Origin of the sequence: Coleofasciculus sp. G2-EDA-02 (assembly GCF_040226375.1) — a bacterium.
GTDB lineage: Bacteria > Cyanobacteriota > Cyanobacteriia > Cyanobacteriales > Coleofasciculaceae > Coleofasciculus.
In genome coordinates, this window is sequence record NZ_JAVKEW010000169.1 from 1 (window position 1) to 17,598 (window position 17,598).

Annotated in this window: 15 protein-coding genes and 1 pseudogene; 6 read left to right on the forward strand and 10 right to left on the reverse strand. The window is 46.7% G+C overall.

Features of this window, described 5'->3' with window-relative positions:
• From RLO19_RS20080 to folK, 6 genes and pseudogenes are all read right to left on the reverse strand, one after another.
• Nucleotides 1–258: pseudogene (locus RLO19_RS20080) on the reverse strand (RNA-guided endonuclease InsQ/TnpB family protein); the annotation flags it as partial.
• Between the two features lie 49 nt (nucleotides 259–307).
• Nucleotides 308–2,323, reverse strand: coding sequence for a two-component system sensor histidine kinase NblS (nblS, locus tag RLO19_RS20085; protein WP_446359256.1), 2,016 nt, complete (start codon nucleotides 2,321–2,323; stop codon nucleotides 308–310).
• Between the two features lie 215 nt (nucleotides 2,324–2,538).
• The gene (gene purD, locus RLO19_RS20090) at nucleotides 2,539–3,798 is read right to left on the reverse strand and encodes a phosphoribosylamine--glycine ligase (protein ID WP_446359211.1); all 1,260 of its coding nucleotides are present in this window, start codon (nucleotides 3,796–3,798) and stop codon (nucleotides 2,539–2,541) included.
• 291 nt (nucleotides 3,799–4,089) lie between these two features.
• Nucleotides 4,090–5,517, reverse strand: a complete 1,428-nt coding sequence (locus RLO19_RS20095; protein WP_446359212.1) for an FAD-binding domain-containing protein — start codon at nucleotides 5,515–5,517, stop codon at nucleotides 4,090–4,092.
• A gap of 443 nt (nucleotides 5,518–5,960) precedes the next feature.
• Nucleotides 5,961–6,512 carry an NUDIX hydrolase gene (locus RLO19_RS20100; RefSeq protein ID WP_446359213.1) on the reverse strand — a complete coding sequence of 184 codons (552 nt, stop codon included), beginning with the start codon at nucleotides 6,510–6,512 and terminating at the stop codon, nucleotides 5,961–5,963.
• A gap of 6 nt (nucleotides 6,513–6,518) precedes the next feature.
• Nucleotides 6,519–7,004: a 2-amino-4-hydroxy-6-hydroxymethyldihydropteridine diphosphokinase gene (gene folK, locus RLO19_RS20105; RefSeq protein WP_446359214.1), complete on the reverse strand. Its 486-nt coding sequence runs from the start codon at nucleotides 7,002–7,004 to the stop codon at nucleotides 6,519–6,521.
• Nucleotides 7,005–7,076: 72 nt separating this feature from the next.
• Between folK and RLO19_RS20110 the strand changes: the two genes are divergently transcribed.
• A complete protein-coding gene (locus RLO19_RS20110) occupies nucleotides 7,077–7,952 on the forward strand; it encodes a WD40 repeat domain-containing protein (RefSeq protein ID WP_446359215.1) in 876 nt (291 codons plus the stop codon).
• Nucleotides 7,953–7,962: 10 nt separating this feature from the next.
• Here RLO19_RS20110 and RLO19_RS20115 read toward each other — a convergent pair whose 3' ends face one another.
• Together RLO19_RS20115 and RLO19_RS20120 are read right to left on the reverse strand one after the other, a co-directional pair.
• On the reverse strand, nucleotides 7,963–8,517 hold the full coding sequence (locus RLO19_RS20115) for a hypothetical protein (RefSeq protein WP_446359216.1): 555 nt from the start codon (nucleotides 8,515–8,517) through the stop codon (nucleotides 7,963–7,965).
• A gap of 370 nt (nucleotides 8,518–8,887) precedes the next feature.
• Nucleotides 8,888–9,256: a hypothetical protein gene (locus tag RLO19_RS20120; RefSeq protein ID WP_446359217.1), complete on the reverse strand. Its 369-nt coding sequence runs from the start codon at nucleotides 9,254–9,256 to the stop codon at nucleotides 8,888–8,890.
• 241 nt (nucleotides 9,257–9,497) lie between these two features.
• On the opposite strand from RLO19_RS20120, the gene RLO19_RS20125 reads away from it, so the two are divergent.
• The 4 genes from RLO19_RS20125 (at nucleotide 9,498) to RLO19_RS20140 (ending at nucleotide 15,464) form a co-directional block, all read left to right on the forward strand.
• Nucleotides 9,498–10,673, forward strand: a complete 1,176-nt coding sequence (locus RLO19_RS20125; RefSeq protein WP_446359257.1) for a cysteine desulfurase family protein — start codon at nucleotides 9,498–9,500, stop codon at nucleotides 10,671–10,673.
• Between the two features lie 637 nt (nucleotides 10,674–11,310).
• The gene (locus RLO19_RS20130; protein ID WP_446359218.1) at nucleotides 11,311–13,317 is read left to right on the forward strand and encodes an Rne/Rng family ribonuclease; all 2,007 of its coding nucleotides are present in this window, start codon (nucleotides 11,311–11,313) and stop codon (nucleotides 13,315–13,317) included.
• A gap of 204 nt (nucleotides 13,318–13,521) precedes the next feature.
• Nucleotides 13,522–14,742 (forward strand): RNA-guided endonuclease InsQ/TnpB family protein, encoded by a 1,221-nt coding sequence (locus RLO19_RS20135; protein ID WP_446359219.1) that lies wholly within the window; start codon nucleotides 13,522–13,524, stop codon nucleotides 14,740–14,742.
• Between the two features lie 86 nt (nucleotides 14,743–14,828).
• A complete protein-coding gene (locus tag RLO19_RS20140) occupies nucleotides 14,829–15,464 on the forward strand; it encodes a ribonuclease HII (protein WP_446359220.1) in 636 nt (211 codons plus the stop codon).
• A gap of 80 nt (nucleotides 15,465–15,544) precedes the next feature.
• Here RLO19_RS20140 and RLO19_RS20145 read toward each other — a convergent pair whose 3' ends face one another.
• Nucleotides 15,545–16,135, reverse strand: a complete 591-nt coding sequence (locus RLO19_RS20145) for a DUF1997 domain-containing protein (protein WP_446359221.1) — start codon at nucleotides 16,133–16,135, stop codon at nucleotides 15,545–15,547.
• 304 nt (nucleotides 16,136–16,439) lie between these two features.
• On the opposite strand from RLO19_RS20145, the gene pheA reads away from it, so the two are divergent.
• Nucleotides 16,440–17,306, forward strand: a complete 867-nt coding sequence (gene pheA / locus RLO19_RS20150; protein WP_446359222.1) for a prephenate dehydratase — start codon at nucleotides 16,440–16,442, stop codon at nucleotides 17,304–17,306.
• 62 nt (nucleotides 17,307–17,368) lie between these two features.
• Here the strand turns inward: pheA and RLO19_RS20155 are convergent, their stop codons facing one another.
• On the reverse strand, nucleotides 17,369–17,503 hold the full coding sequence (locus tag RLO19_RS20155; protein ID WP_446359223.1) for a hypothetical protein: 135 nt from the start codon (nucleotides 17,501–17,503) through the stop codon (nucleotides 17,369–17,371).
• Nucleotides 17,504–17,598 lie beyond the last annotated feature (95 nt).

Below are 17,598 nucleotides of genomic sequence, written 5' to 3' on the forward strand. Positions count from 1 at the left end.
GCCTTTTTGCTTAGCTGCTTTTCGGTTGGCTGCTACTCTGGCACAAGCTCTGACCGCCATATTTGCTACCAAGTTAAATTGACTTTTAATGGTTTGATAAGTCAAAGATTGGATAGCAATCTTGTTAGTCAGTTTTGGATCAGTATGTTCGTTCACGTAGTTGCAAGCATCCGCAAACGCCTGAAGGGTTACCTCTAAGAAGACAACCTGTTCAGGAGAGGGTTGAAGTTTTACGACTATCGTGAGAACTTGTTTCATGACTACTGTTATACCACCTAGCGGGAAATATTGGAAATACTTCGGGCATTTAGCGTTGGCATTTCCCGCTCTCCCCCAAAGGCTTACCTCCACTTCGTGAAGGTTGAAGCCGTAGCCCCTCGCGATTTAGGTGGTCTTCTGAGGGCTGCTCAGATTGCTCTTTTTCTGTACACACATCCAAGTCAAACCAAAAGGTTGTACCAATCCCCACTTCACTGACTAAATAGACTCGGCTGTGGTGTTTCTCCACAATATTTCGGACAATGGAAAGCCCTAAACCCGTCCCTTCCAGGGTATGAACTCGATTCTCGACGCGGAAAAATCGATCAAAAATGTTTTCTTGATCCTCCCAATCAATCCCAATACCCGTATCAGAAATTTCCACCCGCACTTGGGGAATTTCATCCGGATGATGGGGATTAGTTTCTAGGGGATAGGCACGAATCACCACTCTTCCACCAGATTCTGTGAATTTCAGCGCGTTGCCCACCAAGTTATCAAAGACTTGCAGCAATAAGTCATAATGCCCTAACACAAGAGGCATTTTGGGTGCAATTTCCTGAACCAGTTCAATCCCTTTATCCCGGGCATTAAGCTGGTAGGTGCGGAGGGTTTGCTCCACAGGTCCTGCCACGTCTACAGGTTCAAAATGATAAATGCGGCAAGATGTCTCCAGTCTCGACAAATCCAGAACATCGTTAACCAGACGAGTTAAACGGTCAGTTTCTCGATTCGCCGTTTCCAGAAATTCTTGCCGTTCTACTTCAGTCAGGTCTTCGCCGTATTCGTGTAGGGTTTCGATAAATGACTTGATATTAAATAATGGTGTTCTCAGTTCATGAGAGACATTACTAATAAATTGACTCTTTGCCTCATTCAATTCCACCTCACGGGTAATATCCTGCACTGTCATGGCAATGCCTTTGATACTCTCGCGATATTGGTCAAACACCCGTGTCAGCAGAATCCGAACAGTGCGAGGTGTAGGTTCACTCAGGGTAATGCGAAACTCCTCTCCTTCCCGTTCCCCTGTCATTTCGCCGCCAGCAATTTGATACAGGGGTCGCGTTAGTTCCAGGGTAACGGCTGTCGGTAGATGATGCAGCACGTTTTCGCCAACCAGGGTATGACTATCCCAGCCAAAAAGACGCCGCGCCGTCGGGTTGACCAAAATCACGTTCAATGTGGTATCGATCAATACAGCACCATCCGCGATCGTAGATACCAAGGTTTCCAGTTTGGCTTTTTCTGCGGTCAATTCCTCAATATTTTGTTCCTCATAGCGCTCTAAGCGTTCTGCCATTTCGTTGAAGCTGGAAATCAGTTCTCCCAGTTCTCCTCCCAGGGGTAAGTCTATGCGCTGCTTGAAGTTCCCTGCGGCAATATTTTTGACACCCGTTAGCAGTTCTTTAATCGGTTGGGTAATCGTCAAGGCGTTAAATACCGCGCCCAGAATCACCATCACCCAAATTGAGATAAACACAGCAATGGTGACATCCCGGGTCAAATTCGAGGAAGCAACAACCGTGGGATTGGGGTTAATGCCAATAGCTAAAACGCCGAGATACTTGCCTTCATGGGTGAGAGGAACAAAAACATCAGTAACTTCCCCGTCTGGGGTCAGATGCTGCCGAACCATCGGTAGGTCTGAGTTTTTGGCATAATCTTCAGGAAGCTTTATTCGGCGTTGAATCGTCAGAGAATTGTGAACCTCTGATTCAGAAAAGGGGATGCCGAAGAAGATTCTGCCATCCTCGTCAGCATAAATCATATAGCGCACGCTAGAGGTACTGCTATAAAAACGGTTAGAAAAGCGAGCGACTTCTGTCAGATTATTTTCCGCAATCTGAGGCGCTACATTAGCCGCCAGCAGTAGACCCAAATCCCGACCAAAACGAGTATCGTTCACTCGGGCGTCTTGTTGAATCGTGTTGACCGCCCAAAAGGTCAAGCCACTCATAATCAGGGAGACGGCTAAGGTCGCCGCCGCCATTAATCGGGTCTGGAGAGTAAACTCCGACCACCACCGTGCCAGTACTTCTCGGAAGGTTTTCAGCAAAGCCAGAAAAATTGGTTAATCAGCATTAAACGGAAAAGTTTCCTTAATTTATCTTAATTCTCTCAAAAATTCAGGCGTTGAGCAAGGAGAGGGTGATGGGGAGGTAGAGACGTAGTATGCTACGTCTGGGAGATGGAGAGAGGGGGAAGTTAACTCAAAACTCTACCTTACCTGTTTTCTGTTCCCTGTTCCCTCTTCTGTGACCAATGACAGGGTTAGGCTTAAGTGACACGATGACCGATATCTTTACGATAGTACATTCCCTCAAACTCAATACAGTCTATCGCTCGATAGGTGGCTGCGATCGCACCTTCTAATGTTTCGCCTGTTGCTGTCACCCCTAAGACGCGCCCACCATCGGTTAGCATTTGTTGCTGCTTAAACTGAGTTCCGGCACAAAAAACCGTAGCACCTCGTTCCTGGGCTTGTTCAATCCCATTAATAACATGACCTTTCTGATAAGCACCCGGATACCCTTGAGCCGCCGCCACCACACAAGCCGCCGCCCCAGGTTGCCAGCTAATTGGGGGAAATTCTGCCAGTTTCCGCCCTGTACAAGCCAGGAGTAACTCGTGCAGAGGCGTTTCCAGCAACGGTAAAATCGCTTGGGTTTCTGGGTCACCGAAGCGACAATTAAATTCCAGAACGATAGGATCACCTTGAGGCGTAATCATTAACCCCGCGTAGAGAACACCGCGATAGTCAATCCCGCGTTCCTGCAAAGCATTAACAGTAGGTTGAAGAATATCTTGCTCAATCCGTGCCATCAAGCTAGGATTCACCAACACAGAAGGAGCAAAAGCGCCCATCCCGCCCGTATTGAGTCCCGTATCGCCTTCACCAATCCGCTTGTGATCTTGAGCGGGTAATAAAGGACGAATTGTGATGCCATCGGTTAGTGCCAAAACAGATACTTCTTGACCCGTGACACATTCTTCAATAACCACGGCATTAAACTTATTCTTAAACAAGAACTCAACCGCCGCCACCGCTTCCTCAATAGTTTGAGCCACCGTGACGCCTTTTCCGGCTGCCAAACCATCTGCCTTGACCACAATCGGGGCATCTTGCTCTTTCAGGTATGCGATCGCCTCATCCTTATCGGCAAACATAGCAAACCCAGGAGTAGGAACGCCAGCCGACTGCATTAACGTTTTCGCCCAAGCCTTACTCGATTCAATTTGGGCACCCGCTTGAGTGGGACCAAAAACCACCAAGTTTTGACGGCGCAGATAGTCCGTAATCCCCAACGCCAAAGGGAGTTCCGGACCAACAACCACTAAAGAAACATTATGAACCAAAGCAAACCGGGCAATTCCGGCAAAATCATCCACTCGTAAGGGCAGATTCTGACACTGTGGGTTTGTTGCTGTACCCCCATTGCCAGGAACACAGATTACTTGTTTAATGCGTTGAGATTGCAACAGTTTCCAGGCGAGGGCATGTTCGCGTCCCCCATTGCCAACCACCAAAATCTTCACGTTAGCCTTGTGCTCCCGAAGAAATGAACGATAAAGTATACACTGCCATAAAGCAGGTGGTACATCTGCTTGTGCTGTACCCAGTGAGTGTGTGAGTTGAGCAAATGCCCTCCATTATGCCATGGATGCCCCAATAAGTTTAAGTTCTGAGTTTTTAGTGTTGACCCTTCGCTATTTGTCCAAAGCCCAATATGTTCTGTCAATATTCTTCAAACCCTTACATAAACGTAGCTTGCTTCTTTTCGGAAGTGAGTATAACAAACAAATGGCAAATGACGAATGACGAATAACTTATCCTTTTTGCTGTTGATAGCGCACTTTAAAGTCTTGCTGTCGCTTTTTGTGATCCACGATTGGTTCAGGATAGCCACAACTCGAACGTTCATCCGCAGGAATTTTCCCCGTAACCAGGTATTTTGTATCCAGTGAACTCAGTTCCGGTAACCATTGGCGAATATACTCTCCATCCGGGTCATATTTTTGTGCCTGAGTCGCTGGATTAAAAATTCGCAAGGGCTTCGGGTCCATACCACTAGAAGCACTCCATTGCCAGCCGCCATTATTAGCCGCTAAGTCACCATCATATAATTTTTGCATAAAATAGTTTTCACCCCACTGCCAGTTAATAATCAAGTCTTTAGTCAAGAAACTGGCAACAATCATCCGACAACGGTTGTGCATCCATCCCGTTTCATTTAATTGGCGCATGGCAGCATCAACGATAGGATAACCCGTTCTACCTTCACACCAGGCTTTAAACAAGGTTTGATTATTGTCCCAGGGGAAATCTTGGAAAGTATCACGATAGGGTCCTGTTGCTAATTCAGGAAAGAAATAAAGGGCGTGTTGATAAAATTCTCGCCAAGCTAATTCCTGTTGCCAGGTTTGAATACTACCACGAGTTTCATCACTACAGCTGCCCTCTATAGCCCTTTGGGTAGCTTGCCAAACCGTGCGAATACCGATCGCCCCAAATTTGAGGGCGGCGCTGAGTCGGGATGTACCATCAATGGCGGGAAGATTGCGTTGATGTTGGTATTTTTCAATAGTGCGATCGCAAAATTCCTCTAGTCTCTCCTGGGCGGCTTTCTCTCCTGGTTCCAGAAGTAGGGGATTGTCCCAAGTCAACCCTAAATCTTTAGCCGTAGGTAACTCAATTGTGCCAACTTTTTTAAGTATATCCTGTTCCTTTTCAGTGATTCCTTCAGCATTTTTTAAGGATTCAGCAGGGGCAGTTTTGGCTTGGTCTTTCCAGTTTTTCCAGAAGGGGGTATAAACCTTGTAAGGATCGCCGGAATTGGTGCGAATTTCTCCGGGGGCGTGTAAGAGTTGATCCCAGAAAAATTCAACCGCAATCCCTTTTTCCGATAGGGCATCTTGTACCGTGCGATCGCGCGTTTTGGCATAGGGTTCAACATCCCGATTCCAGAATACCGCTTTGGCGTTGAGGGCGTCAGCTAGGGCGGGAATTCCTTGAGTAGGGTTTTGATGCAGGATTAATAATTGACTCCCAACTTCAGCGTAACGTTGTTGTAACTCCTGTAAACAGCCAATCATGTACGTGACTCGTGCTGGGGCGATATCATCCCGTTCTAAGATATTCGGGTCAATACAAAAGACCCCTATCACCTTCTGGCTTTTTTTACAAGCCGCAGCCAGACCAATATTATCAGAAATGCGTAAATCACGGCGATGCCAGAAGAGAATCAGATCAGTCATGAATAATGAGATGTGAATTTGTAGGGGCGGGTGCGAGCCTTTCTAGTTTCGCTGTCGATTATAACGTTTATTCAAAACGCGCCCTCCAAAGTCATCAATCAAGTGCATTAAAATGGGCTAAAACTCTTATCCAGTCAGCTTTAGCTGGCTTGAGCTTTTAGACTTTGGCAAAGAGTTGATCGTGCTTCCCTTTGTTTCCTCAATTCTATAAAATTGTCGCCAAACTCCACTAACCTCCTCTGCGTTCCTCTGCGTTAACCTCTGCGTCCCTCTGCGTTAAAAATATAATGATCAGATAGAGAGAGAAGTTCCAGAGAAACGTCTCTACAATGTTCGCCACACAACCCTATTTTGCCACATATTAGCATGGGGCGCACATTGGATAGGGCGCACGTCTGTGCGCCCCTACGGTTTCCCGGATATCTTCAAAAATAATTAACCCACTATTGCGGCAAAAACGGACGCGCTAGGTAAAAGCTACAAATCGATTTAGCATCAACCGCATCCCCCCCATGAATCGCTTTTTCTAATTGTTCAGGAGTCATCAATACCGTTTCTAAATCTTCATCCGCATCCAATCCTGGCGGCGTCTCCAGTTTCTCTAAATCTTGCGCCAGAAATGCGTAAATATATTCATCAGAATACCCTGGTGCCAAGGCAAAATTGCCCAAAGATTGCCAACGGTGCGCCCGATACCCGATTTCTTCTTGGATTTCCCGTTGGATTGTCGTTTCGGGATCTTCTAAAGGTTCCACCGTACCCGCCGGAAACTCTAATAACCGCCGTTGTACCGTAAACCGATATTGACGCACGAGAACCAGTTTCCCATCTGGGGTAACAGGAACCGCTAGCGCTCCACCGGGGTGACGAACGCATTCCCAGTCGCCTTTAGCTTGGTTGGGAAGACGCAGGTGATTAACTTCAAAGTTAAATTTGCGTCCCTGATAAACAAAGCGTTGTCTGAGTAATTGAGGGGGTTCTTTACCTTGAGGCATGTCTAACTATACGGGGTGAACTCCAGAACAGTCTACCCTTTGTACGAGTTGTGCGATCGCACATCCGGATATCGGTTCTAGCCAATCGGGGGCAATTTCGGCTAAGGGAACCAGGACAAAGGCTCGTTCACTCATCCGGGGGTGGGGGATTTGCAGGGTAGGGGTGTCTATTATTAAATTATCGAATAATAAGATATCTAAGTCTAGGGTTCTCGGTCCCCAGCGTTCCCGCCGTTCCCGCCCGAACTGTTTTTCGATGCTGAGGGTGGTTTGTAATAAATCCTGGGGGGTTAGCTGTACATCTATAATCACACAACCATTGAGATAATCCGGCTGCGGCGGACCAACGGGGGCGGTTTGATACCAGCTAGACTGAGACGTTACCTTGATACCGGGAGTTTTCGCTAACATGACTATAGCCGCCTCTAGGATGGCACTCGAATCACCCAAATTGCTACCTAGCGCGATCGCACATTGTTGAGATTGTGACACAAAATCCCCCTGGGGTTAAGTTTATAGACTACCAGAAATAAACAAAGCTTTTGCTGCTATAGAGATGTATTAATGCACGAAGAACAAATCCTCGGTCTTTGGTTATCCGGACCCAAGGGAACAGTTTACTCCCTAGCAATGAGTCCCGATGGCAAAACCTTAATCAGTGGTGGCGGAGATACAATCGTGCGAGTATGGGATTTAAGCAATGGACAGGAACTCTCCTGTTTCAGAGGTCATTCTGACTGGGTACATGGGGTAGCGATTAGTCCAGATGGTCAAACTGTTGTGAGTGGGAGTTTTGATCGCACGCTGAAAGTGTGGAACCTGAAAAGTGGGAAAGAACTACACACCTTAGAAGGTCATTCAGATCGAGTATATTGTGTGACGATTAGTCCTGACGGACAGAGAATTTATAGCGGTAGCCAGGATACAACAATTAAAATTTGGGATATTAAAAATGGTGCTGAACTTCACACCCTAACCGAACCATCAGACTGGGTATATTCCCTCGCCATTAGTTCAGATGGTAAACGATTAGTTTGTGGTTGTGCTGATGGTACTATTTGGATTGGTCATCGAAAAATACTCACCGGTCATGCAGGTAGCGTTACCTCAGTGGCGATTAGTCCCAATGGGAAAACGTTGGTGAGTAGCAGTATTGACAAAACGATTAAACTCTGGGACTTGAGAACAGGAGAGGAAATTCGCACACTGATCGGTCATTCGGGAACTGTTACTTCAGTGGTAATTAGTCAAGATGGACGTCGAATTATTAGTGGAAGTAACGATAAAACAGTTAAGGTTTGGGATTTACAGACAGGTGAAATTTTGCACAGGATTAGTGACCATGCAGAAGCCGTTTTAGCGGTAGCAATTAGTCCAGATGGACAGACTATCGCCAGTGGTAGCCAGAATGATGTGATTAAAATTTGGGGAATAAAATGACAAATAACAATTAATCTTCGCGATCCTCTTGGGTAATCACGCCCACCAAAGTAGCGGTATCAAAGACATCGGAGGGATAATATACTGTTTCGTAATCATCGATCACGATTATCGCTTTTTTCGGTTGAGTATCCTCTCCACCCAATTGCTGCTTAGCGGCTTCGGGATTATTGAAACAAAACCAAACTTGGCGATCATCGCCCTGAAATCGGGGTAACTGTATTGCGGCGGCTTCATCAACAACAAAACACGGTATCTCGGTATTTCCTGGAAGCTGGTGATTGGGTTCGTAAGTCCCCGTGACAGCAATTTGACCCCGAAATTTAACTCTACCAATTACACCATAGTTTGGTAATGAATCAGCTTGCACAGAAACGACTTCTAGACCCATAAATTTATTTCCCGGTTCAAGTTTACGGGGATCAAAACGGTTATCAACGGCTTTCAAGTCAAAGGATAAGTCTTTAGTCGATGTCGGGGATGGGTTCGTCTTAGCGGCGAATAAAGCTGTACTCAGTAAACACAGGAGAGAAATAAGCGCGATCGCTGTTGGATGTTGACGCATTGGTAAATAAACTCATTTAGAGTTAATCGATGAGGCTACATTATCAATCATGACCTATATTCGCTAAACTGACGAGCTTGTGCATCACTCCCCAGGATTAAAATCAGGAAGTTTCCCATTAAAACGTCTTCAATTATTCAATATCCTGTAGGGGCGAGTCGCTGGATTATTGTAGATGGGGTAAGGGATTACTGATATTGACTCGCCCTTTTATCAATGTCCTTTTCATCGCCATTAGTATGAGTGCTTTAATACATCCTATAGGGGAGTGTCAGGAGTGCGATCGCAAACCACTCACTCAGTTTCTTGGATAGTCGGCGTCGTCGGCTACTCAGCCCGATTCATATAAAAATCTACTGGATTGACACAGCTAAAATTGTGGAATAGATTTGACGTTTAAACCCTGTTTAGCGGCAGTGAGGATAAAACAGTTATCCGGTTCAATCACATCCCCATTGGGCAAAATCCAACCGCAGCGCCCCAAAACATAACCCAACGGATGATCAGAACCCGTTTTAACCCAATTCATCAAAGCAAAGCCAAAATTAGACCTTGCGATCGCGGACGCCATTCCCCCACAATTAACAATACAAGGGGACATGATATTTATTCGACATCCCCGTAATTCCATCCCATAGTCATCAAACGTCGCCTGTACCCATTCCAAGTCATTGGGGGTAAAGGGTATATTAAGGTTCTTTTTTTCAGATACCTGAAAGTATCTTAACAAGAATGGCACTGAAAAGCGTGCATTTTTGGATCGCCTAAAACCTTGATAGATCGTAGGGTGGGCAATGCCCACCAGCCTTATCTGAGCGTGCTATTCATCTTAACAAAAGCGCGATCGCTAACACTCCCTTGTAGTAAAATAAACCTTTAATAGGATGTCCGTCATAACTCACATTCTGCATCCCTTTCAGTCAGCCAATTTTCTAGAGTGGCGTGGCATACTAAAAATGACAAATGGCGATTTACTAATTATGTCTCATCGTCCAATTTACCTTGATAACCACGCCACCACCCCCATGGATGAACGGGTGCTAGAGGCAATGCTGCCCTTTTTTAGAGAACATTTCGGCAACCCTTCCAGTATTAGCCACGCTTACGGTTGGGAAGCGGAAGCAGCGGTAAAACAAGCACGACAAACTCTAGCTGACGCTATCCAAGCCACACCAGAGGAAATTGTTTTCACCAGTGGTGCAACAGAAGCGAATAATTTAGCGATTAAAGGAGTTGCTGAAGCCTATTTCAGTAAAGGGCGTCATATTCTTACCGTCCAAACCGAACATCGGGCGGTGCTTGATCCCTGTACCTATTTACAAAACTTAGGATTTGAGGTCACGCTTTTGCCTGTCCACAGGGATGGACTACTTGATTTAACTCAGCTTGAAAAAGCCATTCGTCCCGATACAATCTTAGTCTCAGTCATGGCAGCCAATAACGAAATTGGTGTATTACAACCCCTGGCTGAAATTGGGAAACTGTGTCACCAGCATCAGGTACTCTTCCATACCGACGCCGCTCAAGGGATTGGTAAAATCCCCTTGGATGTCCAGGATATGAATATTGACCTGATGTCCCTAACAGCCCATAAACTTTATGGACCCAAGGGTATTGGGGCGCTTTATATCCGCCGCCGTAACCCAAGAGTTAAGTTAGCCTCACAAATTCAGGGAGGGGGACAGGAACGGGGAATCCGTTCGGGTACCCTCTATACACCACAAATCGTTGGCTTTGCTAAAGCGGTGGAACTAGGATTAGCTGAACAAACCTTTGAATCTCAACGCCTCCTCCAGCTACGGGAACAGCTTTGGAACGCCCTGTCTCAGCTAGGGGGGATTCACCTGAATGGTCATCCTCACCAGCGATTGTCAGGAAATCTTAATATTTCCGTGGAAGGGGTGGACGGTTCTGCTCTCCTGTTGGGATTACAGCCGATAGTGGCGGTTTCCTCAGGTTCGGCTTGCTCCTCGACTAATGTAGCGCCATCCCACGTCCTTTTGGCACTAGGACATTCAGAATCCCTAGCTCATGCTTCGATTCGGTTTGGTATTGGGCGCTGTAATACAGCCGAGGAAATCGATATAGTTGCCCAGCACGCGATCGCGACAATTACGTCCCTGCGTCAAGCTCAAACCCCTTACACGTCGGTCTAGTGAGGGTGATTGGGGATTCCTCATTCATCCTTTGTCCTTTGTTGATGAGGAAATCGCTCCCATCTCCCCAGCTTTCGGGAGCACCCGGAACCCCCTCACAGGTAAACTGATGGTTTCTACCCATTAACAATCAACAATCAACGCAGTATAATGTAAAATTGAGGAAACAGTTAGCGTACCAACAGTGACACTAGGTTCGACCTGTGTAAACTATCTGTAGATACTATCCGTAACTGATTCACACTTCCAGAGCTTTAACTTGCACGTTACCAAACTCCAATGCTAGCCCTTGGACAAAGGGGCATGACATTGGCTACCTGTAGCATTGGAGAAAAAGTTGATCTACGAGAGTGTCAGTAGTCTTCAGTCACTCCCCGATCACAATTTACGTTTTCTAAGTAAGTAAAGCTAAAGTTTTTGCTTTTCAGAATCATAAGGGGTAGCCAAAGCAAGAGTGACCGATCAATTTTAGGTATGCGATTTAATATTTTTGGAGGAAAAGGGAATTCAGACAAGCATTCAAGCATTTTTCAAGCTTGGCTCGTTTGCCTGCCCTCTAAACTAATTAGCTATCTAAAATTCCAACCAAAACCAAGCTTCAGTACTTGAACGTACTGCCAAATTTTGAGGAAATTGAATGGCAAAACAAATTATTATTGCAGAGCAATATCGGCTGGCTGCTGTCTTTTCAGAAGATCAGATTCAAGAACTTGTCGTTGCCACCGGCAGCCACCAAGTCGGTGATATTTATCTCGGCATTGTCGAAAACGTTTTACCGGGCATTGATGCCGCATTTGTCAATATCGGCGATGCTGAACGCAATGGATTTATTCACGTTACCGACTTGGGTCCTGTGCGACTGAAACGTCGCTCTGGGGCGATTACGGAACTGCTCACCCCGCAGCAAAAAGTCTTAGTCCAAGTGATGAAGGAGCCGACGGGAAATAAAGGTCCTCGGCTGACTGGAAATATCAGCCTTCCGGGTCGTTATCTGGTGCTGATGCCCTATGGACGAGGTGTTAATTTATCCCGACGGATAAAAAACGAAAACGAGCGTAATCGCCTCAGAGCCTTGGCTGTGCTGATCAAACCCGCTGGGATGGGATTATTGGTTCGCACCGAAGCCGAGGGCAGAGCCGAAGAAGCGATTATGGAGGATTTGGAGGCACTGCAACGCCAATGGGAAGCCATCCAACAGGAGGCAACCTCGACGAGAGCGCCGTCCCTACTCAATCGCGATGATGATTTTATCCAGCGAGTCCTCCGCGATATGTACACAGCGGATGTGAATCGAATTGTGGTTGATTCCCATACTGGGGTCAAGCGGGTGAAGCAGCAATTAGTGAGCTGGAGTGGCGGCAGATCACCGGAAGGGGTTTTAATTGACCACCACCGCGATCGCCTCTCAATTCTCGATTATTTCCGCATTAATGCGGCGATTCGAGAAGCCTTAAAGCCACGAGTCGATCTGCCATCCGGAGGCTACATTATCATCCAACAGACGGAAGCTCTCATTGTCATTGATGTGAACTCCGGTTCCTTTACTCGTTCGGCAACCGCACGAGAAACGGTTCTGTGGACTAACTGTGAAGCCGCAACGGAAATCGCCCGCCAATTACGCCTACGTAACATTGCTGGCGTAATCATCGTGGACTTTATCGATATGGACTCGCGGCGTGACCAATTGCAGGTTCTGGAACATTTCAACAAAGCGTTGAAAATGGACAAAGCCAGACCCCAAATCGCCCAACTTTCAGAACTGGGATTAGTCGAACTCACTCGTAAGCGCCAGGGTCAAAATATTTACGAATTATTTGGTCGCACTTGTCCAAGCTGCGGTGGTTTAGGACATTTGGTGCATCTTCCTGGTGAACCAGGACCTCAAGTGCAACAAGAGCTAGAGCCTGTTTCTCGCGTTGAAGTCCCAGAAAGCTCTGATCTTCCAGAACCCTTGGATATCCCTGGCTTTAATGAACCGGATGAACTGGAACTCAATCATCCGAGTTATCAAGAACGGGGAATCGTCAATGGCACTAATCGCCGCCGCCGCCGTCGCCGCTTGGATGATGTGATCTCCAAAGATGAACCCATCGCCAAGAGCAATATTCGTCCAATACCCGTGTCTCAACGCTCCTCTGATGTGGGTGACGACGTAGAGGAGATCAGGCGTGAGAGTACCTCAGTTGAACGTCCCATCGCGCCAGAGCCCAGCGAACGAGTGGGCAGACCCCAGCTAATTCGCTCGGTGGTAGAAATGGAACCACCGGAAGTTATTCAGGTTGAGATGACCCCGGAGGAACAGGATGTTTATGCTTTGATGGGCATTTCACCGTTAGTGCGCTTAGACCGGGAGATTAGAAATCCCAGATCGGTTATGGTTTCAGTGGTACTTCCTGGAGAAGCTGAATCGGATAATTCCACCAATGACATAGCTGACGTAGCTGACGATTCATGGGAGGATATTTCTAGCCCATCAGAGGAATCTGACTTAGAAGAGGGTTCAGACAAGGTATTGGTTAGTTCATCGGGAGTTGCTGTCGATTCAGAATCATCGGCTGAATCAGCCTCAGCCAGTGAATCGGAAACGAAGCCATCTTTGATTCGTCGTCGTCGCCGCCGTTCTTCGGCGATGGAAAATGAGTGAATGAGCAATGGAAACGTTTTGAGTGTTCCTTTCCGTGATCCAAGAAGCGCCTTTAAGGGCGGAGGCGAGCCACCTGAATCGCGAGGGGCTAGGGCTTCAACCGGAACAAAGTGAAGGTAAGCCTTTGGGGGATAGCGGGAGATACGAGGGCTAAATGCCCGAAGTATTTCCAATCACTTCCCAACAGGTGGTATAATCTCAGTTATGAAACAAGTTCTCACGATAGTTGTAAAACTTCAACCCACGCCTGAAAAGGTTGCCAAATTAGAAGCAACCCTTCAGGCGTTTGCAGATGCCTGCAACTACGTGAATGACCACACAGACCCTAAGCTGACCAATAAAATTGCCATTCAATCCCTAACCTACCGAACCATCAAGAGCGAGTTTAACCTTGTGGCAAATATGGCTGTTAGGGCTTGTGCAAGAGTAGCGGCTAACCGCAAGGTAGCTAAGCTAAAAGGCAAGCCTGTTAAAAGCTTTGCCCCAACCAGCATGGACTGTGACAAGGACTTGTTTCGACTTCGTGAATACGACTCGACGGTAAGCCTTGCTACTATTCACGGTAGAGAGCGAGTCGAATTGACCTTGGGTAACTACCAGAGAGGGAAACTCAAAGGGAGGAACCCAACTTCCGCTCAATTGTGTAAGCACCGGGATGGTCACTTCTATCTGCACATTCAGATTAAGGATACTCCTCCCGACCCAACAGATACCAGCAAGACCCTCGGTATCGATTTAGGGCGTCGCGACATTGCCGTTACGTCCGAGGGGGAGAAATGGGACGGTAAGCATATCCAATCAGTGCGAGATAAATTTTCTCTAGTTAGAGCATCTCTCCAGAAGAGTGCCCCGAAAGGCACAAGGACAACTCGGCGTAGATGCCGAGAAGTTTTGAGACGGCTGTCGGGACGGGAGAGACGTTATCAACAATGGCTCAATCACAACATCTCCAAGTCAGTGGTCGGACGAGCGGTTGAGTTAAGTGCCTCAATTGCTATAGAAGACCTGACAGGCATAAGGGAGAGAACCAACGAGCAGCCCAGAAGCAAGACTGAGCGCAGACGCTCGAATTCATGGGCATTCTATCAACTGCGAATGTTCATTGAGTACAAAGCTCTCGGCGCTGGGGTCATGGTTACTCCTATTCCCCCAGCCTATACTTCCCAGATGTGTCACAACTGCCTGCACATACATCCCGTAAAAGGAAAGTCTTACCGTAGTGGTAAGACTTTTAAATGTGGGCATTGTGGTTGGCATGGAGATGCCGACTTTAATGGAGCCAATAATATTGCACTTGTGGGGCTGTCTATAAACCAGCCTGGAGGCACGGAGTTATCGTGCAAATTAAACAGAACTATTGAGTATGTTCAGCAAAGCTTGTTTGATAGCTTCAGGGCTACTGAAAACCCAGACCTCTGCTCTTAGCAGGTCTGGGTAGTTTATTCTCGTTGGACTATGTATAGGATGATAACCTTCACTCAAAACCCGCCCTGACTGAGTTTCAGGTATCCATGACTATGGAGAATTCAGCCAACTATTGCCAACTACCGGAACTATCGGGCGATCGCAAATTGGTTGCCGGAGTGGATGAAGTTGGGTGTGGCGCTTTATTTGGTCCGGTTGTGGCAGCAGCGGTTATTTTACCTGCATCGACTCTGCTCAACTTGGCTGGTTCGGGAATGAAAGATAGTAAACAGTTAACTCGTCTACGACGCCAGAAATTGGCGCAAGCGATTAAAGAGGTGGCTATCGATTGGAGTATTGGTTATGCCACTAGTGCTGAAATCGATCAAATTAATATATTACAAGCCTCTTTGTTGGCAATGAAACGGGCTGTGCTTAAGTTGAAAGTGCAGCCCGATTTATGCCTGATCGATGGGAGACAAGCGTTGGTTGGTTTACCCGTATCCCAAAAGAGTCTAATTAAAGGGGATGAGCGATCACTAGAAATTGCGGCGGCTAGTATTGTGGCGAAAGTCTGGCGTGATGATTTAATTGAGCGTTTAGCGACTAAGTATCCCGATTATGACTTAGCCGCTAATAAGGGATACGGAACTCAACGACATCGTTTAGCCCTCCAACAGTTGGGTCCTTCGCCGCAACATCGCCGTTCCTTTCGTCCTTGTCAATTCAGGGATGGGGGATGAGGGAGATAGGAAGCTGGGGTGCAGGAGAACACAGCACAGGAGAGGAGCAGGGGAGTGAACTCAAAACTTCCCTAATCCCCCTAAATGGTAGGATTATCGACAGGTGTAAGATGCTGAGAGTTAGGCTGATTAAGGGTTTGACGATCCGCGTTAGCCCATTGACTATAATCCAATAGCAGTTGATGCATTAATTTCTGCTTAATCCGTAGTAAAACACTTTTGAGTAATCCATTGCCGGTCTTTTCGATAATGGGTTGAGGTGTCAGGGAAATGGGAAAGGGAACATCTACCCGAACCTTTAAATCCGCTCTGCCTTTAAGTTTAGTTTGGCTGTGGTTTGACTCAGGATAGAGTTTCCCCTTGACCTCTAGGGTAAAGCGTTGATTAATGTAGTCCAATCCAGGAATGTCGCAATCTACCGATCTTAGTTGAACTGTACCGTTAACATCTGTCCAAACTTTGAGGGTGACTCTCGGTTGAAAGGTTAATGACAGAAAATGCAATGGACGCATCTTCAGGCGAAACTGCTCTGGACTCAGTTGCTCGATCAGATTTGGGTCGGCGATCGCCTGTACCAACCGCTGAGGTTGACGTAAATAGTGCTGAATGGGTACAGATTGTTCCGGTACAGTAATTTCTACGGATTGGGATGCAGTAAACTGGCTGGTCATAGGGTGAGAGCAACGTTGGGTTTCGTCTAAGTTTCTTAATGTTAATCTTACTTTAATTAAGGTTTATTTACATAATTGGGCGAAATTTTTTAAGGTTATGGACATGAGCGAGTTTGCTAAATGAGACCACAGCATATAACTTAATCCTTACTCTGATTGTAGAAATTTTGATCGCCAAGCGTTATCTTCCTATAGAAGACTTTAATGACCTCGATCAGTCTAAACGTTTAGTCCTCAGGAAGGAAAAGATTAAATCCCATTACTGAGAATAAAAAAACGCATACTATAAGGTAAAGTGTATTTTATGTCAATTTCAATTGCCCATCTAGGACCACCAGGGACTTACGCGGAAGCGGCTGCCTTAGCTTACTGTCGCACCCTTGCCAGTAAATGTGATTCAAAACCCTGGTTATGCCCTTATCCCAGCATTGCCCAAACCTTACACGCGGTCGCCCAAGGGCAAGCTGATTTGGCTGTGGTGCCTGTGGAAAATTCCATTGAAGGCAGTGTAACAATTACGTTGGATACTCTATGGCAACTGGATCAACTGCAAATTCAACAGGCATTGGTTTTGCCGATCCAACATGCCCTGTTGTCACGAGCATCTCGTCTCCAGGCAATCCAAACAGTTTATTCTCATCCTCAAGCCTTAGCCCAATGTCAAGGGTGGCTCCAGAAGTGTCTGCCCTCAGTGCAACTTATACCGACCAACTCAACCACGGAAGCCTTACAGCATTTGGATACCGACTATACAGCCGGCGCGATCTCTTCACAACGGGCGGCACTGCTTTACCAGTTACCTATCCTGGCTGCGGCGATCAATGATTATCCTGATAACTGTACTCGCTTTTGGATTGTTGGTCAGCAACCATCCTCTGGCGGTAGTCATACCTCCTTAGCTTTTAGCACCCCTGCCAATGTGCCAGGAGCGTTAGTTAAACCCCTGCAAGCCTTTGCCCAGCGAGAGATTAACCTGAGTCGAATTGAGTCTCGCCCAACGAAGCGATCGCTGGGTGAGTATCTTTTCTTTATTGATTTAGAAGCTAATGCTTCTACACCGTTGGTGCAAGAGGCGCTCTCAGAAGCTGCCGCTCATACAGAAATTCTGAAAATATTTGGCAGCTACAGTGTCATACCCATTGACTCAATGGCGCTGATTGAGGAAGAATAGGCTGCCTTTGCCTGTAGAAAACCCACAGGGGTTAACAACTGTAACCTAATATCTGCCCAAACTTACCCATGTCTGGACTTTTTGGGTAGGTCTTGCCGATATCGCGCCATCCTTTCTATTACGTCGCTGAGGCTATTAGCGCCCAAATCGACGCGCTTCATCTCTAGCCAGTTGATAGCTGTTTCAGTCAAAGTCATCGTAAACCTACGTTTTGACTCATCATAAATTTTTTGTCTAGGCATTCCAATTCTTCTATTGCTCATGTATAATATGATTATAACAATCATTGAGC

Coding starts and splice junctions, on each gene's coding strand:
- RLO19_RS20155 (WP_446359223.1), bottom strand. CDS start 17,503: ATGACTTTGACTGAAACAGCTATCAACTGGCTAGAGATGAAGCGCGTC.
- RLO19_RS20140 (WP_446359220.1), top strand. CDS start 14,829: ATGACTATGGAGAATTCAGCCAACTATTGCCAACTACCGGAACTATCG.
- RLO19_RS20130 (WP_446359218.1), top strand. CDS start 11,311: ATGGCAAAACAAATTATTATTGCAGAGCAATATCGGCTGGCTGCTGTC.
- RLO19_RS20095 (WP_446359212.1), bottom strand. CDS start 5,517: ATGACTGATCTGATTCTCTTCTGGCATCGCCGTGATTTACGCATTTCT.
- RLO19_RS20115 (WP_446359216.1), bottom strand. CDS start 8,517: ATGCGTCAACATCCAACAGCGATCGCGCTTATTTCTCTCCTGTGTTTA.
- pheA (WP_446359222.1), top strand. CDS start 16,440: ATGTCAATTTCAATTGCCCATCTAGGACCACCAGGGACTTACGCGGAA.
- RLO19_RS20135 (WP_446359219.1), top strand. CDS start 13,522: ATGAAACAAGTTCTCACGATAGTTGTAAAACTTCAACCCACGCCTGAA.
- RLO19_RS20100 (WP_446359213.1), bottom strand. CDS start 6,512: ATGCCTCAAGGTAAAGAACCCCCTCAATTACTCAGACAACGCTTTGTT.
- RLO19_RS20125 (WP_446359257.1), top strand. CDS start 9,498: ATGTCTCATCGTCCAATTTACCTTGATAACCACGCCACCACCCCCATG.
- RLO19_RS20110 (WP_446359215.1), top strand. CDS start 7,077: ATGCACGAAGAACAAATCCTCGGTCTTTGGTTATCCGGACCCAAGGGA.
- RLO19_RS20145 (WP_446359221.1), bottom strand. CDS start 16,135: ATGACCAGCCAGTTTACTGCATCCCAATCCGTAGAAATTACTGTACCG.